This window comes from Luteolibacter yonseiensis (assembly GCF_016595465.1).
GTDB classification, from domain to species: Bacteria; Verrucomicrobiota; Verrucomicrobiia; order Verrucomicrobiales; family Akkermansiaceae; genus Luteolibacter; species Luteolibacter yonseiensis.
Window position 1 is genome coordinate 180858 of the sequence record NZ_JAENIK010000013.1, and the last position, 24597, is coordinate 205454.

General features: G+C 61.0%; 19 protein-coding genes. 8 read left to right on the forward strand and 11 right to left on the reverse strand.

Features of this window, described 5'->3' with window-relative positions:
• Window positions 1–30 precede the first annotated feature (30 nt).
• From JIN84_RS21180 to JIN84_RS21200, 5 genes are all read right to left on the reverse strand, one after another.
• Window positions 31–1194 (reverse strand): Gfo/Idh/MocA family protein, encoded by a 1164-nt coding sequence (locus JIN84_RS21180; protein ID WP_200353100.1) that lies wholly within the window; start codon window positions 1192–1194, stop codon window positions 31–33.
• A gap of 33 nt (window positions 1195–1227) precedes the next feature.
• The gene (locus JIN84_RS21185; RefSeq protein ID WP_200353101.1) at window positions 1228–2310 is read right to left on the reverse strand and encodes a Gfo/Idh/MocA family protein; all 1083 of its coding nucleotides are present in this window, start codon (window positions 2308–2310) and stop codon (window positions 1228–1230) included.
• Window positions 2311–2392: 82 nt separating this feature from the next.
• Window positions 2393–3349, reverse strand: coding sequence for an acetyl-CoA carboxylase carboxyltransferase subunit alpha (locus tag JIN84_RS21190; RefSeq protein ID WP_200353102.1), 957 nt, complete (start codon window positions 3347–3349; stop codon window positions 2393–2395).
• Between the two features lie 80 nt (window positions 3350–3429).
• Window positions 3430–3966 carry a rhodanese-like domain-containing protein gene (locus JIN84_RS21195; RefSeq protein WP_200353103.1) on the reverse strand — a complete coding sequence of 179 codons (537 nt, stop codon included), beginning with the start codon at window positions 3964–3966 and terminating at the stop codon, window positions 3430–3432.
• A 50-nt stretch (window positions 3967–4016) separates the two neighbouring features.
• A complete protein-coding gene (locus JIN84_RS21200; protein ID WP_200353104.1) occupies window positions 4017–4622 on the reverse strand; it encodes a KH domain-containing protein in 606 nt (201 codons plus the stop codon).
• Window positions 4623–4749: 127 nt separating this feature from the next.
• Between JIN84_RS21200 and pssA the strand changes: the two genes are divergently transcribed.
• The 3 genes from pssA (at window position 4750) to JIN84_RS21215 (ending at window position 7832) form a co-directional block, all read left to right on the forward strand.
• The gene (gene pssA / locus JIN84_RS21205; RefSeq protein ID WP_200353105.1) at window positions 4750–5637 is read left to right on the forward strand and encodes a CDP-diacylglycerol--serine O-phosphatidyltransferase; all 888 of its coding nucleotides are present in this window, start codon (window positions 4750–4752) and stop codon (window positions 5635–5637) included.
• Window positions 5638–5640: 3 nt separating this feature from the next.
• Window positions 5641–6552: a zinc-binding metallopeptidase family protein gene (locus JIN84_RS21210; RefSeq protein WP_200353106.1), complete on the forward strand. Its 912-nt coding sequence runs from the start codon at window positions 5641–5643 to the stop codon at window positions 6550–6552.
• Window positions 6553–6638: 86 nt separating this feature from the next.
• Complete coding sequence (locus JIN84_RS21215; RefSeq protein WP_200353432.1) at window positions 6639–7832, forward strand: KamA family radical SAM protein; 1194 nt, start codon at window positions 6639–6641, stop codon at window positions 7830–7832.
• Window positions 7833–7887: 55 nt separating this feature from the next.
• Here JIN84_RS21215 and JIN84_RS21220 read toward each other — a convergent pair whose 3' ends face one another.
• Window positions 7888–9273 (reverse strand): hypothetical protein, encoded by a 1386-nt coding sequence (locus JIN84_RS21220; RefSeq protein ID WP_200353107.1) that lies wholly within the window; start codon window positions 9271–9273, stop codon window positions 7888–7890.
• Window positions 9274–9284: 11 nt separating this feature from the next.
• Complete coding sequence (locus JIN84_RS21225; protein ID WP_200353108.1) at window positions 9285–10316, reverse strand: hypothetical protein; 1032 nt, start codon at window positions 10314–10316, stop codon at window positions 9285–9287.
• A 215-nt stretch (window positions 10317–10531) separates the two neighbouring features.
• On the opposite strand from JIN84_RS21225, the gene JIN84_RS21230 reads away from it, so the two are divergent.
• Together JIN84_RS21230 and rpoN are read left to right on the forward strand one after the other, a co-directional pair.
• Window positions 10532–14209, forward strand: coding sequence for a phosphoribosylformylglycinamidine synthase (locus JIN84_RS21230; protein ID WP_200353109.1), 3678 nt, complete (start codon window positions 10532–10534; stop codon window positions 14207–14209).
• 307 nt (window positions 14210–14516) lie between these two features.
• Window positions 14517–15917, forward strand: coding sequence for an RNA polymerase factor sigma-54 (gene rpoN / locus JIN84_RS21235; RefSeq protein ID WP_200353110.1), 1401 nt, complete (start codon window positions 14517–14519; stop codon window positions 15915–15917).
• A 115-nt stretch (window positions 15918–16032) separates the two neighbouring features.
• Here rpoN and JIN84_RS21240 read toward each other — a convergent pair whose 3' ends face one another.
• From JIN84_RS21240 to JIN84_RS21255, 4 genes are all read right to left on the reverse strand, one after another.
• Complete coding sequence (locus tag JIN84_RS21240; RefSeq protein WP_200353111.1) at window positions 16033–17076, reverse strand: sugar phosphate isomerase/epimerase family protein; 1044 nt, start codon at window positions 17074–17076, stop codon at window positions 16033–16035.
• Window positions 17077–17213: 137 nt separating this feature from the next.
• Entirely contained in the window at window positions 17214–18050 is an 837-nt protein-coding gene (locus JIN84_RS21245; RefSeq protein WP_200353112.1) for an aminotransferase class IV, read from the reverse strand.
• 155 nt (window positions 18051–18205) lie between these two features.
• Window positions 18206–18577, reverse strand: a complete 372-nt coding sequence (locus tag JIN84_RS21250) for a glutaredoxin family protein (protein WP_200353113.1) — start codon at window positions 18575–18577, stop codon at window positions 18206–18208.
• 87 nt (window positions 18578–18664) lie between these two features.
• Window positions 18665–20047 carry a class II fumarate hydratase gene (locus JIN84_RS21255; RefSeq protein WP_200353114.1) on the reverse strand — a complete coding sequence of 461 codons (1383 nt, stop codon included), beginning with the start codon at window positions 20045–20047 and terminating at the stop codon, window positions 18665–18667.
• 128 nt (window positions 20048–20175) lie between these two features.
• On the opposite strand from JIN84_RS21255, the gene JIN84_RS21260 reads away from it, so the two are divergent.
• The 3 genes from JIN84_RS21260 to ligA all read left to right on the forward strand — a co-directional run bounded on the left by JIN84_RS21260 (window position 20176) and on the right by ligA (window position 24566).
• Window positions 20176–20784 carry a polysaccharide biosynthesis/export family protein gene (locus tag JIN84_RS21260; protein ID WP_200353115.1) on the forward strand — a complete coding sequence of 203 codons (609 nt, stop codon included), beginning with the start codon at window positions 20176–20178 and terminating at the stop codon, window positions 20782–20784.
• Window positions 20785–20882: 98 nt separating this feature from the next.
• Entirely contained in the window at window positions 20883–21629 is a 747-nt protein-coding gene (locus tag JIN84_RS21265) for a hypothetical protein (RefSeq protein ID WP_200353116.1), read from the forward strand.
• 36 nt (window positions 21630–21665) lie between these two features.
• Window positions 21666–24566 carry an NAD-dependent DNA ligase LigA gene (ligA, locus tag JIN84_RS21270; RefSeq protein WP_200353117.1) on the forward strand — a complete coding sequence of 967 codons (2901 nt, stop codon included), beginning with the start codon at window positions 21666–21668 and terminating at the stop codon, window positions 24564–24566.
• Window positions 24567–24597 lie beyond the last annotated feature (31 nt).

Here is a 24597-nt window from a genome sequence, read left to right on the forward strand (position 1 = left end):
TCGCGCGGAATGAATTCCGCGCTCCCGGTTTCAGGCTCCGTGGACGGGCTTCCAAGCGGCGTTCTCCTTGGAGGACGCGACGGCGGCTTCGATGAACGCCATACCCTCCACACCATCATCGACATCCGGGAAATCGTAGCCCTCGGCGCGGGGATAATTGCCCGCGAGGTGGTCTGAAATCGCCTCCGTGGCCGCAAGGTAGACGTTCGCGAAGGCTTCGATGAACGCTTCCGGATGGCCGAATGGAAGCCGTGTGTATTTCGCGGCTTCCGGGCCGTTGTAGCTGTTGCCCCGGCGCCAGACCTGGCGGGGAGCGTCGGCGAATTTCACGATGAGTTCGTTCGGGTGCTCCTGGTGCCACTCGATGGACGCATCCTCACCGTAAACGCGGATGTTCAGGTTGTTCTCATCGCCCGTGGAAATCTGCGAGGCGAAGAGAACCCCGCGGGCGCCACCTTCGTAACGGACGAGCATGCTGCCGTCGTCATCCAGCGTGCGGCCGGGGATGAAGGTGTTGAGATCCGCGGCGATTTCCTCGAGTTCGAGACCGGTGATGTAGCGGGCGAGGTTCTCCGCATGGGAGCCGATGTCACCGATGCAGTTCGAGACACCCGCCACGCTCGGGTCCATGCGCCAGTTGGAAATCGCTCCGTCCGCCTGCTGCTTGATCGCGCCGACGGCGTATCCCTGCGGATACTCGGCGACGATTTTCAGGATGCGGCCCAGCTTCCCTGCCTTCACCATCGCCCGCGCTTCCTTGACCATCGGGTATCCCGTGTAGTTGTGCGTGAGGGCGAAGACGAGGCCGGACTCGACGACGATCTTTTTCAACTCCTTCGCTTCCGCGAGCGAAAACGCCATCGGCTTTTCACAGACGATGTGGATTCCCGCTTCGAGGAAGGCCTTCGCCACCGGGAAATGCAGGTCATTCCGGGTGACGATGCTGACGAAGTCGATGCGCTCGCCCAGCGGCAGCGCGCCTTCGGTCTTCGCCATCTCCGTGTAAGAGGTGTAAACCCGCGATGGGTCGAGGAAAAAATCCTCGCCGGAGAGCTTGGATTTCTCGGCGTTCGACGAGAAGCAACCGGCGACGAGTTCGATTTTCCCGTCGAGGTTCGCAGCCATGCGGTGGACGGCGCCGATGAAGGCACCGCGTCCACCACCGACCATGCCCATGCGGAGTTTGCGGGTCATGAGGAAGTTGGGTTCTTGGTTGGGTGTGAGGAATCAGATCGAGACAGGCTTGCCGGAAGCGGCGGACTCGTAGAGCGCGTCGATGATCTTCATCAGCTTGTGCGCCTGGTCCGGGGTATTGAGCGCGGCGGCCTTGCCTTCGATCGCTTCGATGAAGTTGCGGGCGGAATTGCTGCGGCCCATGTCCTCACACGCCGGGGTGACGATGGTGCGGTTCACGCTGTTGCCGTTTTCCTGGACGTAGAGTTCGCAGGTGTCGATGGCGGTTTCATCCAAACCGTCGCGACCGAAAAGGCGCTCCACCTTGCCACCGGCCTTGGTGCCTTGGAAGACGACGGAGACTTCCTCGCGCTTGACCATCTCCGCCCAGGAGACCTGCAGCGTGAGGACCTGGCCGGTCTTGAAGGTGACGAATCCGTGGGCGGCGGCCTCGACGTTGTTCGTGCCATCGGCACGGTCGGGGATGCCCCAAGGACCCTTGAATCCCCTGTCGGTGATGAAGGTGTCGAAGGTGTTCGCAAGCACGTGCGCGGGCTCGGGGTAACCCATGAAATACAGGGCGAGATCGATCATGTGGAGCAGGTCGATGACCGCGCCACCGCCGGAGAGTTCCTTGGTGGTGAACCAACCGCCGAAGCCCGGAATTCCGGTGCGGCGGATCCACTTCGCCTGGGCGGAGTTGATCGAGCCGACGGTTCCGTCGTCGCAATAGCCCTTCATCGCCTGGGACTCGGGGCGGGCGCGGTTGTTGAAGTTGAACATCAGCTTCTTGCCCACCGAATCGGCGACGGCGATCATTTCCTCGACCTCCGCAGCCTTGAGGGCGGGTGGTTTTTCACAGAAAACGTGTTTTCCAGCCTTGAGACACTGGAGCGCGAGCGGTGCGTGGAACTTGTTCGGCACGATAATGCTGACGGCATCGAGTTCCGCGCATTCGGCCAGCATGGCATCGACGGACTCGTAAGCGTTCGCGATGCCCCACTTCTCCGTGGCACGTGCGGCGGCACCGGGTGCGGGATCGGCGACGGCCACGATTTCAGCTCCTGCCTGGCGAAAACCCGCGGCGTGGTATTGCAACATTCCGCCTGCTCCGATGACTCCTACTTTGATCGACATGATATGGTATTTTTTTGGGTAAAATGGAAAATTGGCGGCGTGCTTTTTGCAACATCGCGCGCGGGATACGGGGAACTTTGGCTCATTCTTTCCCCTGCCACTCGCCGAAGGCGCGGAATTTCTCGTAGCGTTCGTTGAGGAGTTGCTCCGTGCCCAGCTTGGACAGCTCGGCGATGTGGGAAAGGACCTTGTCGCGGAAGGCTTCCGCCGTGGCCTGGTGGTCGTTGTGCGCGCCGCCGGTGGGCTCGTCGATCACGTCGTCGATGAGGCCGAGTTTCTTCAGGTCCGGAGCAACGAGTTTCATGGCTTCCGCGGCTTCCGGAGCGTGCTTGCGGTGCTTCCAGAGAATGGCCGCGCATCCTTCCGGGCTGATGACGGAGTAGTACGCGTTCTCCATCATGATGACGCGATCGGCGACGCCGATGCCGAGGGCACCGCCGGAACCGCCCTCACCGAGGACGATGGCGATGACCGGGACTTTCAGCAGCATCATTTCCCGGAGATTGAACGCGATGGCTTCGGCGATGTTCCGCTCCTCCGCGCCGATGCCCGGGAAGGCGCCGGGAGTATCGATCATGGTGATGACCGGAAGGCCGAATTTTTCAGCGATCTTCATCAGGCGCAATGCCTTGCGGTAGCCTTCAGGGTGCGCGCTGCCGAAGTTGCGTTTGAGATTTTCCTTGGTGTCGCGCCCCTTCTGATGGCCGATGACCACCACCCGCTGGCCGCCGATGCGGGCGAATCCACCCGGCATGGATGCGTCATCGCCAATGTGGCGGTCTCCGTGGAGTTCACAAAAATCCGTGAATGCGAGGGAAACGTAGTCGAGCATGAACGGACGGTTCGTGTGACGGGCGATCTGGACACGCTGCCACGGGGTTAGGTTTTTGTAAATCTGCGCCTTCGTCTCGGCGAGCTTGTTCTCCATGATGGAGATCTCCGCGGACATGTCGATGTTTTGCGAAGCGGACTTCGTACGAAGTTTCTCGAGTTCGCGTTCAAGATCGGCTGCCGGTTTTTCGAATTCGAGGAGCTGCATGGTAGAGGCGCGGAGGTTCGGGATTCTGGCGGTTGGATGCAAGATGGAACTTTGAAACGTGGGAATGACGTTCTCCCGCCTCAGTCCATTTCCAGCCGGTAGCGCTGCACGGACGGGTCCGCTTCCCTGCTCCAGGCATCGATGCCGCCACGCAGCCCGTAGGTCTGCTTGAGTCCGTGTCCCCGGAACCAGGCCACCTGATCCAGGACATTCTTCCCACTGTGGTCGTAGAGCAGGATCCGGGCATCCGAATCCCCGGCGAAGAGCTTTTGCTGGAGTTCCTGGGTGAAGAACTCGGACCCCGCGATGACGACGGCCTCGTGCTCCTCGCGGGTGCGAAGGTCGATGAGGCGCAGGGTGGAAATCTCCTCCTTCGCCACGGCTGGCTCCATCAGCATTTCGGAATCATGCACATGGCTGGCGAGCAGATGTTTCAGCACCTCGTCCGCCGGAATTTCCGAGCGGGCGCTGAGTTCCGCCAGCGTTTCCTCGTTCGAGAACGCGCAGCTCTGGCACCCCCCCAGGTGGTAGCGGGCGAAGATCGCCCGCTTGGCCCCCGGCAGGGCTTCCATGATCTGCCCCATCGGTGAATCGGTCGTCAGTTCGGAGACTTGCATGGGAGGAGTGTGAACCACGGTTCGTTTGAAAACAACCCCGCTATCCCGGATCAGCGGTCATCCGCCTCTTCTTCATGCGAGTGGATCTGCAGCAGGATGTCGACCCCGTGGCTGCGGGCGGCGGCCTTCATCATGCCGCGGATGGCCGCAGCCGTCTGTCCCTCCCTGCCGATGAGCGTCGAGACATCTTTTTTCACCAGAACGAGCCTGAATCTCAGGCCGCGTGGTTGCAATGGGGAAACCCTTATCCGTGCGAGTTCCGGTTTCTCGACGAGATGGAGCACCAAATATTGCAGGAAACCCTTCAATCGGACGATCAGCGCCCGGATTTCAGGGGAATCGGTGATTTCCTCCTCAGGTTTCCGGCTGCCCTCCGTGCCGGACACTCGGAAATCCCAGTCCATCACCTTGTAATTGGCGGTGCGCCTGAGGAAGTCCATCACATGAACCTCCTGGTTCGCCACCTTCTTCACCGCAGGCAACACGTCGCTGAACTCCCAGTCCGTCACACGGATCCGGCCAAGGCGGCGGAGGGAACGCGAGATTTCCAGTTCTTCGATGTCGGTGTTCAGCAGTCCGCGCAGGTCCACGTCATTCACATGGATGTCCCCGATCTGCTTGAGCGAGCTGGCGATCTTTGAAGCACGGGTTGGCATGTCGGTCTTCTTGAAGATAAACCTGCCACAATGATCGCTGGAAGCAAATAACCCTCATCCGGGACCGGTTGAAATCTTGCATACTTTGCGCTGTTTACTGATGGCAAGTCGTGGAATAGACTACCGCATGCCGAGGGAACGCGATCCTGACGAACCAAAAATCTACTTTTTGCCGAACCTGATGACGGCACTCAATCTGGCGTGCGGATTTTTCGCCGTCGTGATGATCGTCATCGGCCTCATCGAGGTGCAGAAGAACTCCGGAGACGGACTGCTTTCCGCCAAGCAATATTTCGAAATCTCAAAACGCTATTATGAGTATGCGATCCTGCTGATCTTCGGCTCCTGTTTGTTCGACCTGTTGGACGGGCGGCTGGCACGGCTGGGTGGGCAGGAATCACCGTTCGGCCGGGAATTCGACTCTCTGGCGGACATCATTTCCTTCGGCATGGCTCCCGCCATGCTGCTCTCCCGCGCGGTGCTTTATCCGCTGGGCAACATCGGCTGGGCGATCGCCTTGATCTATCTGGTCTGCGGAGCCCTGCGCCTCGCGAGATTCAACTGCCTCGCCGCCCTGCCGAAAAAGCCCGGTGCCTCGACCGATTTCCGCGGCCTTCCGATTCCGATGGCGGCCGGGTTCATCGCGTCGCTGACGTTCCTGATCATCGATCTTCACGAGAACGACCACGAACTCGGCTTGTGGAAATACGTTTTGGCAGGTGCGATGCTCGGGCTTTCCCTCCTGATGATCAGCGATGTGCGTTACCCCAGTTTCAAGAAGGTGGATTGGAAGACACGCGGCACCCTGGGTGCCATCGTCATCGCGATGCTGCTCGTTTTCGCCACGGTGTTGTTCCGTTACGTGATGCCGGTGGTGCTTTTCAGCATGTTCCTGCTGTATGGACTGGTGCGGCCTTGGATCTCCCAAAAGCTGCGCAAGGAGATCGAAGTCGAGGTGGACTCGGAGGATGAGACCGCCGTTCCACTGATCGAAGACAGCGCCCACAAGGAATAGGAGATGAGCGAGTTGAAAAAACGGCCCGTCGCCGTCACCCTTTTTCTCGTCCTGCTTCCCGTGTGGTTGCTCGCCTCCGGTGGCGGAGCGCTGTGGTATTATTTCCACCGGGAAAAAAAAGAAGCGCAGGTGGAACAGGAACGGTTCGTGAAAGCCGTCTCTTCCGAACTGATCGCGGATGACCTGAAGAAATTCGTGGAAGTGATCGGCGAGCGGAACACGTCGTCCGAAACCGCCGCGGCGGCCTTGTCCCGGACGTCGTCCATGATCGAAGGACTGCTCGGCCCTTCGAACACGGGATACACCGTGAAAAAACACCGTGGCCCGGCGGATTGGCCGCTGCTCCAGGTGACGATCCAAGGCCAGAAATCCGACCGGCCGCCGGTATGGGTGCTCACCTCCTACGACAGCCGTGCCGGGTCGCGCGGAGCGGAAGCGAATGCCACCGGACTCGCCTCCACCCTCGCCGCCGCGCAAGCGACCGCCCGGGACAAACCTCTCTCCCCCATCCATTTCCTGTTCCTTCCCCATGTGAATGACAGCGAATCCCCCGTGTTGGAAACCGCCGCGAAACTCCACGAAGTGATAAAAGCCGCCGGTGCTCCCCATGCCGTGCTCTGTGTGGAAGCGATGGGATCGGGTGAATCGTTGTGGCTGACATCACGTGATGTTTCCGCCGCCCCCTTGGCGCTCGTTTCAGGCCTGGGGTCCGTTTACGGTGCGGAAGTGGTTTGCCTGGGGGATGATACGGATCTGGCCAGCACGCTCTTTGAAATGGATTTGCCAGCGGTCCGCGTGGCCACCCGCGCGATGCCGACCGCCGACGATAAGGATGACAAGCTTCCCTTCGCCCCGACAGTGGCCGCGTCCACGGGCCGCCTCATCGAGCTGGTCCGCCGCTGCGCCTCCAAATAAGAAATTTTAAAAGTAACATTATGGGTTGCGGATTTGCGGATGCGGTCCAAAATCAAACTGTCACCGTGTCTGCGGCCTACAATCCCATGCGTCCCACCGATCTCGATCCCGCCTTCATCTCCCACGCGCCCGGCTACTGGTCGGAAGAGGCAACGGAAAACTGGCATGACCACCGCTGGCAGCTCAGAAACCGCGTGGACTCTCTCGCGGATCTTGATGCCCGGCTGAATCTCACCGACGAGGAGCGCGCGGGCGTCCTGCTGGCGGGGACCAAGCTGGCGATGGCCATCACGCCGCACTTTTTCAACCTCATCGACCGCGATGATCCGAACTGCCCGATCCGGAGGCAGATCATCCCGCGCATTGATGAAGGCTGGACCGCTCCCGAAGAAATGGCGGACCCGTGTGGTGAGGATTCCCACATGCCGGTTCCGGGCCTCGTGCATCGCTATCCGGACCGCGTGCTGTTTCTCGTGACGGACCGCTGCGCGTCCTACTGCCGCTACTGCACGCGCTCGCGGGTGGTATCCGGTGTGGGTGAGCAACATCTCGAAACGCAATGGGAACCCGCATTCAAATACCTGGAACAACACACGGAAGTCCGCGATGTCCTGCTTTCCGGTGGCGATCCCCTGCTCTTTTCGGACGACCGGCTGGACAAGATCCTCACCCGTCTGAGATCCATCCCTCACATCCAGTTCGTGCGCATCGGCTCGCGGATTCCGATCTTCCTGCCCCAGCGCATCACCCCGGAGTTGTGCGCGATGCTGAAGAAGCACCACCCGCTTTTCATTTCCGTCCACACGAACCACCCGCGCGAACTCACCACCGAAGTCCGCGACGCCCTCGGCCGCCTCGCCGACGCCGGCATCCCGCTCGGCAACCAGAGCGTGCTGCTGCGCGGGGTGAACGACAGCGTGGAGGTTCAGAAGGCCCTCGTCCACAAGCTGCTCATGTGCCGCGTGCGGCCATACTATCTCTATCAGTGCGACCTCATCACCGGTTCCTCCCACCTGCGGACCTCGGTTGCCGAAGGAGTTTCCATCATCGAAGGACTGCGTGGCCACACCACGGGCTACGCCATCCCACAGTTCGTCATCGACGGCCCCGGTGGCGGTGGAAAAATCCCCATCAACCCGAACTACGTCGTGGACGCGGCCGCGGGCAAGGTCACTCTGCGGAACTTCGAGGGAAATATTTTCGAATATCCGGATCCGACCCCGATCTCCGCATCAGCATTGGAGGAACTGCACCAGCGGGCGCTGAGCCGCTCGGTTTGAAGAGGATCGGTTTTCCGGACAGGACGATCCGGACCGTTGCGAGGCTGGGATACCCCTAGTTTTCCAAGATCCGTTTCAATTCATCGGCAGGAATCTTTTCGAAAACCCGGTCCCTGAGTTCCGGATTTTCCTTGAGCACCCCATGGGCGTCCCGGATGAACCGGTCGCGGTTCGGGCCGGGATTGTCCTTGAGCCAATCCTGGGTCTGGCCGAGCACCTCCGGCATGTCCGTTATCTTCCACGTTACGGTTTTTCTCGCGAACGAGGTGCCGGTCTCACCATCCAGAAAGATGGCCAGCTGATGGATGTAGTTTTCCATGTTGGCCTCGCTGACGGAACCATCCGCGAGAGGTTTCAGAAAATCAGGATACCACCCGGGCATCCTTGTCAGGAATGCCGAGTTTGTCGCTTCCAACTGCAACTCATCCGGGAGATTCACGACGAGGGAAAGCACGGTCTCCGGGCGACCACACGCCGCTTCCGCAAGCCCCCGCACGGCGGCCTCCCGCTGCCCGCCCGGCTCCAACGAAACCACGTAATCCTGAGCCGCTTTCTCGTCCTTCCCATACAGCCTGCCCATGAGATTGTTGATACCCGCGTATGAGGAAATCCCCATCTCCTGTTCGAGCCATTTCATACCCGTGAAAATCTCGGCAGCGGATCCGGCGGGCATGGCGAAAAGTGCCGCGTATTGCCTGATGTGGGAAGGCGCGTTCCTGATGTATTCCATCGCCGCCTTCGGATCCTGTTCCGCCCAGCGGAGGAAGACCATCGGCAGGATGGTGGTTTGGAATTCCACATTCAGCGACTCCCCCCACCGGATGGCGGCCCGGGGATCACTGTCGGCGAGCCATTGCGCATAGGCATCCGCCATCCACACGGTGGCGCTTCCCACCCGGGCTCGGTTGAGCAGAGACCGGACTTCCTCCGGATCGAGACGAGGGAATTGTTTTTCCGCCACATCCTTGCTGTGATTCATGACGGGGCCGTCGCCGATGATGCCCTCGATCCTGCCGCACCAGCGGAGGGCGGCCAAGGGGTCGCGTTTGAAAAGCTCCTGGAGCTCGAGGACGAAAAAACGGTTTTCTCTGAAACCGAAGCGCCCCGGCAGCGACAAGGCGGCACGGTAGGCGGAGTCGGGATCGCGCCGGATCCATTCTTGAAAAAACGCCGCAACGATCTCCAAATCCGGCTGCGGATCCGCCTTGACCAACCAGCGGAAAAACTCGTCCGGCCGTGATTTCGCACAGCCGGCGGCCCATGCGGTGGTGATCTGCTCCGGCACCTCTATCTTTCCCGCGAGACCGGGAGGGGCGCTTTGACGCGAGCGGTCGGGTGTGACCCGGACTTCACTTGCTTCCACCCGGTCCGGAAGCGGAACCAATCCCCCGGCGAGACCGCCGACACCAAGGGCGGCCGCCACGATTTTCATCTTCCTCATGAGAGGAGCATTCATTGCGCCTCCCTCCCCTTGTCTGAAACCGTCCGCCTGATGTGCCCCATTGCCTTGGAGCGCGACGCCTCGTCCGTGATGGTCCCCGCCCACTCCATCGCACGCTCGGGGTCTTTCACCGCAAGGCTGTTCACCATTCCCCCGATGGCAGCATCGCGATCCGGCCCGGAGGGAAGCAGGTTCACCCACTTCGCCGCAAGATCGGGATCGGTTCTCGTCCACTCGGACATGGCCACCCGCAGTCCATTCTCCTTCATCTCCGCGTCCGGAATAGTCATCACGCCCTTCACGGCGGACACAGGGTCCGCCAGATGCCACACATTCGCCCCGCCCGCCCAGACTTTCATCAGCCCCTCCAGCGCCTGCCCGGCATGTTCGGACTTCGGCAGATCCCGAATCACCTGCAGGCACAGGTCCGGTGCCCTGTCTCCGAAGGCGTAAGCCCTGCGACTCATGAGCCATGCCCTCTCGTCCGGGTTCTGCTGGTTTAGAAGACGCATCCGCTGGTCCAGCGGGAGAAAGAAGAATAATTCGTCGCGGGCGTTTCTGGCATCCTCTCCATCGCCGAGTCCGAACGCAAGGGCGACACAGTGCTCCGGATTTTCACCAGCCAACCTCGGAATGAGTCCTCGGAAAATCAAGGCGGCGACAGGTTTGTCCCTCTGCCGGGTCAGCCAGTTCAAAAGAAGATCGTAGTGCGGGCCCTGGATGGATTTCACCAGAGCCTTCGTCAGTAGAGCGGCCTGCTCCCTGTCCTCCATGGCGTCGATCTGATCCATCACCTGACCCGGGTGATCTTCCATCCACCTCGCCAGTTGCACCGCATTTTCCGGGGCCAGCAGATGCCGGGGTATTTCATCGGCGATGGTTCCCCGCACATTCCTCACCTCGGAGGAAGAACCGGTCGGGGAAGGAGGCCCGGAAGTGAACGGCCGGCCAGCCAACCGGAAAGAGATCACACCCGTCCCTGCCAACACCGCCAGGCCCGCACCAGCGAGGACTTCCAGCCATGAGTGACGAGTGAGAACCATCGGATTGGATATCTAATGAAATTTTTAATGGGCCCAAGACAAATCTGGAATGCTTCCGCAGGCGGGCGCCGCCGTCGAGGCCGGGCGGCAAAATCTGGAACGAAATAAAACCGCGCGGCGTGTCCCATCCGGGGTGCCGTGCCATTCCGCTTGCGCTCACGGTCCGGTATCCTAGCATCCAGTGCTTTCCCAAGCTCTGCCGCTACCACGCTCCCATGAATCGCATTTTCGTCGAAAAAAAAGCCGGACACAACGCCGAAGCCAGCCACCTTCTCCACGACCTCCACGAGTCGCTGGTGCTGCCCGGGTTGAAAGCCGTCCGCATCGTGCAACGCTATGACGTCGATGGACTTAGTGATGAGGAATTCACCTCGGCGGTGGGCCTGATCCTCTCCGAGCCACAGGTGGATGACACCTCCTGCACGCTCGCCATCGGGGAAGATGAAACCGCCTTCGCCGTGGAATTCCTTCCCGGCCAGTTCGACCAGCGTGCGGACTCCGCAGCCCAGTGCGTGCAGATCCTGACCGGAAAAGAGCGTCCGCTCGTCGCGTCCGCGAAAATCATTCTGCTCCAAGGCACTCTCACGGCCGACGAAATCAAAAGTGTGAAATCCTTCGTCATCAATGCCGTGGACTCCCACGAGGCATCGATGGACCTTCCCGAATCGCTGGAGCCGAACACCCACGAACCGGCCGATGTCGCGATCCTCACGGGTTTCGCCACGCTGGATCCCGCCGCGCTTCGCAAAGACCTCGGCCTCGCGATGTCCGTGGAGGACGTTGTTTTCTGCCAGACCTATTTCCGCGACGAAGAAAACCGCGACCCGAGCCTTACCGAGCTGCGCATGCTCGACACCTACTGGTCCGACCACTGCCGCCACACCACCTTCCTCACCAAAATCGACGAGGTCACGTTCGGCGAAGGCACCGGGCCGGTGCAACGCGCATGGGAAACCTACCAACAGGCCCGCAAGGACCTGGGCCGTGAGGACAAGCCCGTCACCCTGATGGACATCGCGCTCATCGGCATGCGCGAGCTGAAGAAATCCGGCGAACTCGACAACCTCGAAGTCTCCGAGGAAGTCAACGCCGCCTCCATCGTCGTCCCCGTCTCCATCGACGGAAAGGAAGAGGAGGAGTGGCTGGTGATGTTCAAGAACGAGACGCACAACCACCCCACCGAGATCGAGCCCTTCGGCGGCGCGGCCACCTGCCTTGGCGGATGCATCCGTGATCCGCTCTCCGGCCGTTCCTACGTCTATCAGGCCATGCGCGTCACCGGCGCGGCCGATCCTCTCACGCCGTTTTCCGAAACCCTTCCCGGCAAACTTCCCCAGAAAAAAATCTGCCAGGTGGCGGCCAAGGGTTATTCCTCCTACGGCAACCAGATCGGCCTCGCGACCGGCCAGGTGGCGGAAGTCTATCACCCCGGCTACGTCGCGAAGCGTATGGAAATCGGTGCCGTCGTCGCCGCCGCTCCGCGTTCGCAGGTCTTCCGTGGGGCTCCTTCTCCGGGCGATGTCATCCTCCTGATCGGCGGCCGCACCGGTCGCGACGGCGTAGGTGGAGCCACCGGTTCCTCGAAGGAACACACCGACACCGCGCTGGAAAACTCCGCGGAAGTCCAGAAGGGCGACGCCCCTACCGAGCGCAAGATCCAGCGCCTGTTCCGCAATCCGGAACTCACGAAAAAAATCAAGATCTGCAACGACTTCGGCGCGGGCGGCATCTCCGTGGCCATCGGCGAGATCGCTCCATCATTGGAAATCGACCTCGATGCGGTTTCGAAAAAATACGACGGACTCGACGGCACCGAGCTCGCCATCTCTGAATCCCAGGAGCGCATGGCCATCTGTGTGGACTCGTCTGAAATCGCCTGGTTCATCGCCGAGTCCGACAAGGAAAACCTCGAGTGCAAACACGTCGCCAACGTCACCGACAGCGGCCGCCTCGTGATGAACTGGCGTGGCAAGACCATTGTCAATCTCTCCCGCGCCTTCCTCGACACCAACGGCGTCCAGCAAAGCACGAAGATCCACGTCGGCGGCATTTCCAAACAGCCCGAGCCGTCCGCCAAGCCATTGGTTGACACCCTTTCCTCTCTCAACATCTGCTCGCAAAAAGGCCTCGGTGAAATCTTCGACGGCTCCGTCGGTGCCGGCACCGTGCTCTGGCCCTTCGGCGGTGACCGCCAGCTCACTCCCCCGGATGCGATGGTCGCCAAGCTTCCGCTCCTGGAAGGGAACAGCGACGTCTGCACCTACATGAGCTGGGGATTCAACCCGGACATTTCCTCCTGGTCCCCCTTCCACGGCGCGCTCTATGCCGTCACGGAATCCGTCTGCAAGGCCGTCGCCGCCGGAGCCCGCCTCTCCGACATCCGCCTCACGCTTCAGGAATATTTCCCTAAACTCGGCAACGACGCCACCCGCTGGGGACTTCCTTTCGCGGCACTGCTGGGTGCCTACCAGGCGCAGCACTCGCTCCGTCTCGCGGCCATCGGCGGCAAGGACTCGATGTCCGGCTCCTTCAACGAACTGGACGTGCCACCCACACTGGTTTCCTTCGCGCTCGCTCCGGGGAAAACCGGACTCGCGCTTTCTCCCGAGTTCAAGAAAGCAGGCTCCACGCTCTCCTTCGTCCAGGTCTCGCGTGATGCCGACCAGCTCCCGGACTTCGAGGAACTGAAAGCACTCGCCGGATCACTCCACCAGTTGAACGCGGACGGGAAGATCCTCTCCCTCCACCACATCGGACAGCCCGGCATCGCCGCCGCGCTTGCGAAGATGGCGTTCGGGAACCACATCGGAGCGGAGATCAACACCACGCTCGATCTCTCGGCGGAGCGTTATTTCGGCTTTCTCATCGAGCACGCCGAGCCGCTGCCTGCCGAGTTTTCCTCCGCCGAACTGGGCAGGACCACAGACAGTGCGACCCTCGTTCTCAACGGCGAAGCGCACACGCTCACGGAACTGGAAACCGCATGGACCGGAACACTGGAGCCGGTTTATCCGACGCAAAAGGAACAGGATACCATGCAGGACTTGCCCCCTTCGCCACAGCCTGCCCTCCGCAAGCGCGATTCCGCCATCGCCCGGCCCAAGGTCGTAATCCCCGCCTTCCCGGGCACCAACAGCGAATATGATTCCGCCAAAGCTTTCCGCGAGGCGGGTGCCGAGGCTGAAATCCTTGTATTCCGGAACCTTACTTCCAAACACATCGAGGAATCCCTCGCCGCTCTGGCCGCACAGATCCGCCAGTCCCAGATCCTCATGTTCCCCGGTGGTTTCAGCGCGGGTGACGAACCGGACGGCTCCGCCAAATTCATCGCCACCATCATCCGCAACCCGCGCGTGGCGGATGCCATCATGGATCTGCTGCAAAACCGCGACGGTCTCATCCTCGGTATCTGCAACGGCTTCCAAGCCCTCGTCAAAACCGGACTCGTCCCCTACGGCGAGATCCGCACCGCCACCGAAGACGCCCCGACCCTGGTCCACAACCACATCGGCCGCCACATTTCCTGTTACGCGCGGACCAAAGTGATCAGCACGCTCTCCCCATGGCTCGCGAACAGCCAGGTGGGCGACATCCACCGTGTCCCGGTTTCCCACGGCGAGGGTAAATTCTTCGCCAGCCAGGAAGCCATCGCCGCACTTGCCGCCAGCGGGCAGATCGCCACCCAGTATTGCGATGCCGATGGGGTTCCCTCCATGGACATCGCCGTCAACCCGAACGGCTCGCTCGCCGCCATCGAGGGCATCACCAGCCCCTGCGGCCGGGTTTTCGGGAAAATGGCGCACACCGAGCGCAGCGGGGCTTCCGTCGCGAAAAACATCCCCGGTGAAAAGCACCAGCCGATCTTCAGTGCGGGTGTGGGCTATTTCAAATGATCCGAGTATTCTTGACTCCCTCCCGCATTGCAAACCGCATTACGGGAGGGAAATCATGCACGATAAAAATAGGGCGACCAGCGAATGCCTGATCTGAGAAATTGGGTATTTGAAAAATTTCCGCAGACATACGCCGTTGAGACAAGAGAGGCCAATATCCCTTCGAACAGCGCAATTATGGGGGATATTATCACCACAGTTTCATAGCTCAAGGAGAACGCAAGTGATAAAGTTTTTCAAATGGCACAAATTTTGCTTCGCTTTTTAAGCAACCCTTCTAGCATAGCGGCGGCAACAATTGCCCGCCATGTCAGACGTCTACCTCCACCAGTCCCTTTCACAGCAGCAAACGCTTGCGCCTCAGATGCGCAAGAGCTTGGAAATCCTCCAAGCCGGGACCCTTGAACTGACCCAGCTTGTCCAGCAGGCGCTGGAGACGAACCCGGTTCTTGAGGACATCACCGAGGTGATCTCCCTCGACGAAGAGGGTCCGGATCCCGAGGAAGCGGATTCGCTGGATTATCTGAATGACACCGACGACGACTGGCGCGACCGTTCCATCATGGACGGAAAAAGCTCACCTTGGACCAGCGAGGACGAGGAACGCCGCCAACGGATCTACGACTCCATCGTCGCCCCCGAAACGCTTCAACAGCATTTGCAGAACCAGCTCGACCTCTCGATGGTCGATCCTGAAATCCGCGAGGCAGCCCAGGCCATTTTGGGAAATCTCGATGATCGCGGCTTCCTCGACCTGCCCGCGCGCACTCTCGCCACCCGGCTCGACATCCGGCCGAAAGACATGGACGCGGCGCTCACCCTGGTGCAGTCCTTCGATCCTGCGGGCGTTGGCGCCTCGGGCATCCCCGAGTCCCTTCTGCTGCAGCTGGAGCGCACGACGGGAAAGGAAACCATCGAATACAAGATCGTCCGGGACCATCTGGAAGACCTCGCCCGCAAACGTCATCCACAGATCGCACGCGCTCTCGGCACCACGGTGGAGCGCATCGCCGAGGCGGCTTCGCGCATCGGCCGCCTGACACCCAACCCCGGTGGCGAGTTTGATCCCACCGGCAATCCCTACATCCTGCCGGACGTCGTCATCGAGCGTGACGATGATGGAAACTGGTATGCGCGCCTCACCGGCGAGCATCTGCCGAACCTCCGCATCAATGATTTCTACAAGGACATGATCGGGAAGAGCGGCACGGATGCCAAGGCCCGCCAGTTCCTGCGCGACCAGATCCGCGACGGACGCAGCCTGATCCACGCGATCTCGCTGCGTCAGGAAACCATCCTCGCCATCGCCCACAAGCTTATCGAACACCAGCCCGCGTTCCTCGCGAAAGGCCCGCGCCACCTGCGCCCGCTGACGATGAACGACATCGCCGACGAGCTCAGCCTGCATGCGACCACCATTTCCCGGGCGGTGGCCGGGAAATATGTCTTCACCCCGCACGGGTTGATGGAAATGCGCTCGTTTTTCGCAACCGGCTATCAGACGAGCGACGGCACGGAGGTTTCCAACGCCGGGGTCCGCGAGGCCATCCAGCAGTTGGTCGCTGCGGAAAACCCCGCGAAGCCGCTTTCCGACGAGTTCCTGATGAAGGCTCTCGACAAACAAGGCATCAAGGTTGCCCGCCGCACCGTCGCGAAATACCGCGAGCAGTTGAACATCCTGCCTTCTCATCTGCGGAAGACATTCTGATTCCTTGTCGGAAAGGCATGGCCTTGCCGCCTCCCCGCACACATCGACAATGCCGGACGTGAGGGAGATTCCCCCTTCACGCCCGGAACTTTCCATTCGGACCGTTACGGTCTCTTCACTGGTTCGCCTTGTCGAACGCGGCGTCGAACGCGATGTTGCTCGTCGGGAAATCCACACTACGGACGAAGGCGGCGGCTTCCTCGCCACCGTGCACGCGGTCCATGCGGATGTCCTCCCATTCCACCGAGAGAGGTCCGCGGTAGCCGGTGTCGTTGAGCGCGACGATGATGTCCTCGAACTCGATGTCTCCGTGGCCGAGAGAACGGAAGTCCCAGTAGCGGCGGGCGTCGCCGAAATTCGTGTGGCCGCCGAAGACACCGACGGAGCCGTCGCCATGGTTCCACCACACGTCCTTCATGTGGACGTGGTAGATGCGGTTGCCGAGGTCGCGGATGAATTTCACGTAGTCCACGCCTTGGTAGGCAAGGTGGGACGGATCGTAATTGAAGCCGAAGCGTTTGTGGTTTCCAACGGCGGCGAGCGCGCGTTGGGCGGTGGCGATGTCGAACGCGATCTCGGTCGGGTGGACTTCGAGGGCGAAATTCACGTCCACTTTTTCAAACGCGTCGAGAATCGGCAGCCAGCGCTTGGCGAAGTCCTTGAAGCCTTTTTCATAATACTCCTGGGAGGTCGGCGGGAAGGCGTAGATGGAATGCCAGATGGAGGAGCCGGTGAATCCGTTCACCACCGCCGGGAAATCGTCCTTGCCATCGCGGCCGGGCTTGGCGTTGAAGAAGAGACGCGCCGCCTTGGCGGTGGCGATCATCTGCTTGGCGGCGCGCTTGCGGACGCCTTCCGGGTCACCGTTGCCCCAGATTTCCGGTGAGAGGATGGACTTGTGACGCTCGTCGATGTTGTCGCAGACCGCCTGGCCGACGAGGTGGTTCGAGATGGCGTAGCTGGTGAGGCCGTGGTCGAAAAGCAGCTCCCAGCGCTCCTTGACGTAGGATTTTTTCGAGAGCGCGGCATCCACGTCGAAGTGGTCTCCCCAGCAGGCGAGTTCCAGACCGTCGTAGCCCATTTCATAGGCGAGCGGTGCGAGTTCGGTGATGGAAAGATCGGCCCACTGGCCGGTGAAGAGGGTGACTGGGCGTGACATGGTTTTTACGATGGGTGTGTGCGGAGCATGACTGAAACGGATCGGTGGGATAAAGGAAATAATCGAGCGCCGGCTTTGCGAACCCATGTTCCCGCTTCCGGATTTCACCGTGCTGCCGGCGACACTTCCCGTATCCCTCACCGCCGCACATCCAAGGCAACCGCCTCCGCGTATGCGATGCCAAGCGCGCGGGTCACAGGACCCGCCACGAGATCCCGATCCTCGAAGCGGGAAACCGCCACCGGCCCACGGGTCGAGGAGCTGATGAAGATCTCGTCCGCCTCGTAAAGATCCTCCGGTCCGAGCGTCCTCTCATCGGTGGCAATCCCATGGCTTCCGGCGATTTCCAGCAATACCTCGCGCCCGATCCCCGGCAGGCAGCCGGAGTCGGATGACGGGGTGAGCAGCGCGCCATCCTTCACGAGGAAAAGATTCGCTGTCGCGGTTTCACAGAGATTGCCTGCCGTATTGAGGAAAACGGTTTCTTCGAAGCCGAGCTGCCGGGCGTGGTTGAGGGCCACCATGTTCTCCGCATAACATGCCGTCTTCAACCCGGCGAGCGGCGAACGTTCGTTGCGCGGCCATGGCGAGAGGCAGAGGCGGATGGATTCCGGAACCTCACCACCCGGAAACGCGGAAAGCCAGATGAGCCGGTCCGCCCCCGGTGTGAGATCGTTGTGAAGACCGCTTCCGGCCGTGACGATGAGACGCAGCCTCGCCTTCCCTTCGATGAGCCGGTTTCTGAGCAGCAACTCCGAGGCAATCTCCCGCAGGTCCGGCAAATCCAACAACCAACCGAACCGTTCACCACTTTTACGGAGCCGTGAAACATGCCGATCCGCGAAAACCAGCGAACCATCGAGACCGAGCATCGTTTCGAAAAGACCGAGGCCGAGAAACGCACCGCGGTCCTGCGCGCTCCCGGGATAACCCGCCGCAGGCAACCAGCCGCCGTTGCACCAGATTTCAGACATGGACAGGACCCTGACGGGGCGCGGCAGGAAGCTCAAGAGGGAAGACGTGCGATCAGGTATGGCTGTCCGCTCTCGAAAAAAGAGCCCGTCGTTTGATGGTCAAACGAAGCGGGCTCGAAATGATGTGGCCAGGCGGTTCCGGCCAGATTTCCCGATCAATCCAGGAAGCGGATCTTGCCGGGCACCGGCAGGCGTCCGAGCGCCATTTCCGCGTGCTGCTCGTCCGTGCAGGACGAATTGATCGGCGCGTCCGGAGTGGCGTCGCTTTTTTCAAAATAGCCGTTCTCAAGCAGCCATTTCTCCACTTCCTCACCGGAAATGTCCGGCAGCATGTGGCCGTCGATCTCGACACAAGGCGAGAGCGGCTGGCCGCTGCGCTGCTCCATTTCCCAGCGGAACGCGGGATTCTTGATGATGTCCTTCTCTTCGTAAGGCAGCTCATACTTGCGCATGATCGCGCGGACGCCTTCGCTCCAGCCGCAGAACGTTTTCAGGTAGGCAGTGATTTTGGGAGTTGGTTTGGACATGTCGGTGATTTGTTTGGCGGTAGGATAGAGCGCGGCGGAAAAACCGCAAGCCCTGTCACGTCGTATGGATCCGGTGCGGCAAAACCGTCACCGCCCGCTCATCCGCCCCGGATCCAGCAATTCCTCCAGTTCGCCCGCCGTCACGCCCAGCTCATCAGACCGGGCGATGCAGATCTCCCGCACCGTCCGTCCGGTGGACACCGACTCCTTCGCGATCGCCGCCGCCCGGTCGTAGCCGATGCGTGGAGCCAGCGCCGTGACCATGGAAAGCGAAAGTTCGATCAGTTCCCCGCACCGTTCCTCATCCGCGCGGATGCCCTCCACACACCGTTCGCGGAATGCCTCCGCCACATTCGCCAGCAGTCCGATGGATTCCAGCAGGCAGCTCCCGAGCAAAGGCATGGAAACATTCAGTTCCAGAAAACCACCCACCCCACACCAGGTGACCGTCGTCTGGTTTCCCGCCACCCGCGCCGCCACCATCGTGACGGATTCCGACATCACCGGGTTCACCTTTCCCGGCATGATCGACGATCCCGGTTGCGTCGCCGGCAGCACGATCTCGCCCAACCCACAACGCGGTCCCGAACCCAGCAGCCGTATATCGCCCGCGATCTTGTGCAGGGAAACCGCGATGGTGGAAAGCTGTCCGTGCGCTTCCACGCAACCGTCCTTCGCAGACTGGGCTTCGAAGTGATCCTCCGCCTCGCGAAACGGAATTCCGGTGGACTCCGCCAACCGAGCGATGGCCCTCGCCGCGAATTCCGGATGAGTGTTCAGTCCCGTCCCCACCGCCGTCCCACCCAGCGGCAGCTCCAGCAAGGCTTCGAGCGCCTTCTCCGCGCGCCTCGCCGCCAACTCCGCCTGCCTCGCCCAACCACCGAATTCCTGTCCAAGCCGCACCGGAGTCGCATCCATCAGATGCGTCCTGCCGATCTTGAGCACTCCATGAAACTCCCCGGCCTTCCGTGCCAGCGCAGCCGCCAGCTTCTCCAACGCAGGGATCAAGGTCTGCCGGATTTCCATTCCCGCCGCCAGATGAATGGCCGTGGGAAACGTGTCGTTCGATGACTGCCCCAAATTCACATGATCATTCGGATGCACCGCATGCCCGCACAAACCCACGATGACCTCGTTCACATTCGTGTTCGTGGAAGTGCCCGAGCCGGTCTGATAAACATCCACCGGAAACTGCGCGTCGTGCCTGCCGGCGATGATCTCCTCCGCCGCCCGCACGATGTTTCCCGCGGCCACCGGATCAAGCAGGCCGAGCTCCGCATTCGTTTCTGCAGCCGCCTTCTTGATCCGCCCGTAGGCATGGATCAAGGCCGACGGCAGCCGCGTGCCGGAAATCGGGAAATTCAACACCGCCCGTTGAGTTGATGCGCCATAAAGCGCTTCCACGGGCACCTCCATCTCTCCCATGGAATCGCGTTCCACCCGATGGCTTTCAGCAGCGGTCTTTTTCATGATCAAACCGCATCATGCCTTCGTTCCCCGCGATTTCCACCGGAAACGTTCGTGAATGGGGATTCGATTCCATGCTTGCCAGATTAACTTTTTCCCACAAAGTTAATTTGTAATTCACCAATCCACTTATGAAACGCCCGCTTCAAAACATCGCCGCATCATTGCTTTTCGTCGTCCTCCCCAGCTCCGCTCTGGCGGGATTGGAGCCGGGTGAGCAGATCAACCTCACCATCCGGGGCGTTGGGCCGGTGGAGCAGCAGAAAATCTCGGGCGTCTATCGAGTGGGGGAAAGCGGCGGGATCCGTCTGCCTCTGCTCGACGAATTGGTATCCGCACGAGGATTGACGCCCGAGCAGTTCGCACGGGCTGCGGAGGCGGCCTATGTGAAGGCCGGAATTTACGCGCGCCCCGCCATCGAGGTGGAGGCGTTGCAGGGCAAGGACCAGCAGGGAACGGCGGTTGTCAGTGTGGGTGGGCAGGTCCGCCGCGCCGGCGACAGCCCGTTCCGCAAGGGCATGACGGTGATCCAGGCCATCGATGCGGCGGGCGGGCGGAATGAATTCGGCGGGAGGAATCTGCTCCTGCTGCGGGATGGAAAGCAGTACTGCCTGGACTTCACCAACCTCGCCCACAAGAACATCGTCCTGCTGCCGAACGATTCCATCCAAGTCGAGCAGAAGCAGGTTTTCGACAAATGGAAGGGAACCGAGGAAGCGGTGAGAAAACTGACGGAGTGAGGATGCCCGGAGGATGGCAAATGGTGAAAACGAAAAATCCCCCGCCGACAGCGTTAGACATCCCGCGGATTTTCTGTATAAACCCCACCCGGACCGCCATGCCACGCCATCTCCTCATTTCGCTGATCGCCGCCGCCTCCTTTTCCTCCGTGTTTGCCGAGGCCCGTCCTTGGAAGAGCGCGGATGGCACGCGCACAATACAGGGCGAGTTCGTAAAGCGGGACGCCACCAGCGTCACGATCAAAACGGACGCAGGAAAGGAACTCACCATCGAGTTCACCAAGCTCCATTCGGACGACGTGAAGTGGCTGGATACGAACCAGCCCATCGGCGGGCTTCCTCCGGCGGCGGACCCCACGGCGTTTTTCGACAATCTCACCTTCAAGGACACGCGGGAGACCGCGTTGAAAAAACTCAAGGTCAGCAAGCTGGTGGAGATGACGGCGGACGAGGCTTTCATCGGCCGCTCCGGACTGAACGGCGTTTTCAAGACCCGTGCGAAGATCGGCGCGCTGGATGGCTTCCTCTACTTCGACTGGACGGAAGCGGGCAAACTCAAGGAACTCACCCTGCAAACCGACCTCCGTCCCGAATCCGACTATAAGTCCGTGTTGGAACCCGGCTGGAAACAGCTGGGCGAGCTGCTCACCGGACTCTACGGCAAGCCGCTGCAAAAAGGTCCTCTCCCCGGCGTGACCTCGCTCACGGACGGCATGTTCTCCCCGTCCCACCTGTGGAAGATCGAGGGTGGAAGCGCGCTGCTCGGCACGGCGCGGGATGGCGCACGCTACCAGCTCGTCGTCCGCTTCACCCAGAAGAAGCCGCAGATCGTCGAGGTGCCGTAATCCCCACCCGGCGGACTCCTGCCTTGAAAACTTCGTGTGGCGGACAAGACTCTCCACATGGACGAGCTTGATCTTTTTTCCTCCGCACCCCCACCCGAGACGCGCATCCGCGATCTCAGGGCCCAGCTCGACCACCACAACCGCCTCTACTACAACAAGGCGACGCCGGAAATCTCCGATGCGGAGTATGACACGCTCTTCCGCGAGCTGGAACTTCTGGAGGAAAAACACCCCGAGTTCCACGATGCGAACTCCCCCACCCTGCGCGTCGGCGGCGCGCCCATCGAGGGATTCCAGCAGATCCGCCACGCGGTCCCCATGCTCAGCATCGACGACGTGTTCGAGCTCGGTGCCGAGGCCATGGAAAAATCCGGGGCCGCCAGCGCGGAGCAGGAACTCATCGACTTCTACCAACGCCTCCAGAAAAATCTCAAACGCCCGGACATCGCCGTCACCATCGAACCGAAAATCGACGGCGTCGCCGTTTCCCTGCTCTACCGCGACGGCAAGCTCGCCTACGCCGCCACCCGGGGTGACGGCCAGACGGGGGACGATGTGACGCACAATGTACGGACGATCCGTAGCATTCCATTGGAATTGAAATTCCATGAAGCACCCCAGCCGCCCCCCACGGTTGACTTGGACAGCCTTCTTCCCTATCTTGACACCCATGAACCAAACGCAGCTTCTCGCCGCACGCCTCCGCAAAGCCAGGGAAATAGCCTGGCGAAAAGGCTTGTCGATGACCTCGGAAGAGGCGATGGAACAGATGTTCCGCAACGGGTCCGACAGGAAGCCGAATCCGTGGTATCGTGGGCCGGAGAATCAAACCGGCTCCTCGACCCGAGACGATTCGGAAGACTCGCCGCTCGTTACCCTCAGCTAGGCGGCCAGTCCGAGCACACGGTCTTCCACCTCCAGAGCCGTGGCCGTGTGATCAAATTCACTCTTCCTCCGTATTTCGGAGCGCAAGGTGATGCGATTGCTTATTTGAAAAACCTGGAAGCTGCGAACCAGGTGTTCGGCGATGACATCCAGCTCCACGGAGTATTGGAAACCAAGCTCGGCCCCGCGCTTGTCATTTCCCAACCTTATGTGCCGGGAGTGCAGCCCACCGCTCAGGAAATCGCCACATGGTTCACCTCGAACGGTTATCATTCCACCGGGCACAACCGTTGGAAAAATGACGAATCGGGCGTGGAGATCGCGGACGCCCATGTCGGCAACCTCATCAAGACCGAAGATGGCGAGCTTGTTCCCATCGACCTCCAGATTCTCTCGGAGGGTGACGCGTTCGCCGCCCCTCCTCCACCCGCCATCCCCACCCTGCTTGAGGTCCGTGGCGAAATTTTCATGCCGAACGAAGCCTTCGCCGCGCTCAATGCGGAGCGTGATGAAGCGGGTCTTCCCACCTTTGCCAATCCACGCAACTCCGCCGCCGGCACGTTGAAACTGCTCGATCCCAAGATCGTCGCACAGCGCCCGCTCGCCTTCCTCGCACACGGGCTCGGTGCCTACGACGGCACTCCGCTCGATACCGAGCATGGATTCCACGACCTGCTGGCCAACCTCGGCATTCCGCAGAACCAGCCCATCCTCAATGCGAACAATCTGGAGGAGTTGCTGGAGGCGGTAAGACAGATCAACATCGACCGCCACCACCTCGACTACGGCACGGACGGAGCCGTCATCAAGGTGCTGAACCGCGCCGAACGCGAGCAGCTCGGCTATACCTCGCGTGCGCCGCGCTGGGCCGCCGCATACAAATTCCTGCCGGAGCAGAAGGAAACCACGCTCAACGCCATCTCCATCCAGGTCGGTCGCACCGGAGTGTTGACCCCCGTGGCGGAGCTCACGCCCGTGCTCGTCTCTGGCACCACCGTGGCCCGCGCCACGCTGCACAACCAGGACGAGATCACCAAGAAGGACATCCGGCTGGGGGCCACCGTGCTCATTGAGAAAGCCGGAGAAATCATTCCAGCCATCGTCAAGGTCATCCGCCACGTGGAAGGAGCCGTTCCGTTTTCCCTCTACGACAGTGTCGGCGGCAAATGCCCGTCGTGCGGCGGCCCCATTTCCCAAGAGGAAGGATTCGTCGCATGGCGCTGCACGAACTTCGCATGCCCGGCCCAGACGGTCACCAGCATCAAGCACTTCGCCGCCCGCAAGGCCCTTGATCTCGACGGCCTCGGTGAAATCGTCGCTGAGGCGCTCGTCCGCCACGGTCATTGCACCACGCCGCTGGACCTTTTCAAGCTGACCGAGGACACCCTCGCCAACCTCAATCTCGGCACCGAAGAATCCCCACGCCGTTTCGGAGAGAAAAACGCAGCCAAGGTCCTCGCCGCACTGGATGCCGCCAGATCCAAGCCGCTGCACCGCTGGCTCTTCGCCATGGGCATCCGGCAGCTCGGCGAATCCGCGGCGAAGGAACTCTCCCGCCTGCATCTCGGCATCGGGGAAATCGCCAATTCTGAGATCCTTGCGGAACTCCTGCGCGACACCCGCGCCACCGCGAAAAAGCAGAACGATTTCCTCGCGAAATATTCCATCACCGGAGATGTCGGCCCCGCCGTGGCGGAAACGATCACCCGCTTTTTCACCTCGGAAGCCGGACAATACGTGCTCGCCCGGCTCACCGAACTCGGCATCGATCCCCAGTCGGACAACTACCTCCCCATCGCCGAGGAGGCCGATCTGTCCGTCCTGCCGCTCGCTGGAAAAACCTTCGTCATCACCGGAACCCTAAGCATGGACCGCGACGCGATGAAGGAATTCATCGAAAGCAAGGGAGGCAAGGTCAGCGGTTCCGTTTCCGCAAAAACCCATTACGTCCTGGCGGGGGAAGGTGGTGGCTCCAAGCGGGACAAGGCTGAGAAACTCGGCGTCCCCATCCTTGATGAGGAGGGGCTTCAGGCGCTTGTCGGAAATGCATAGGACCCATAGGACCCCATAAGTCCTATGGGAC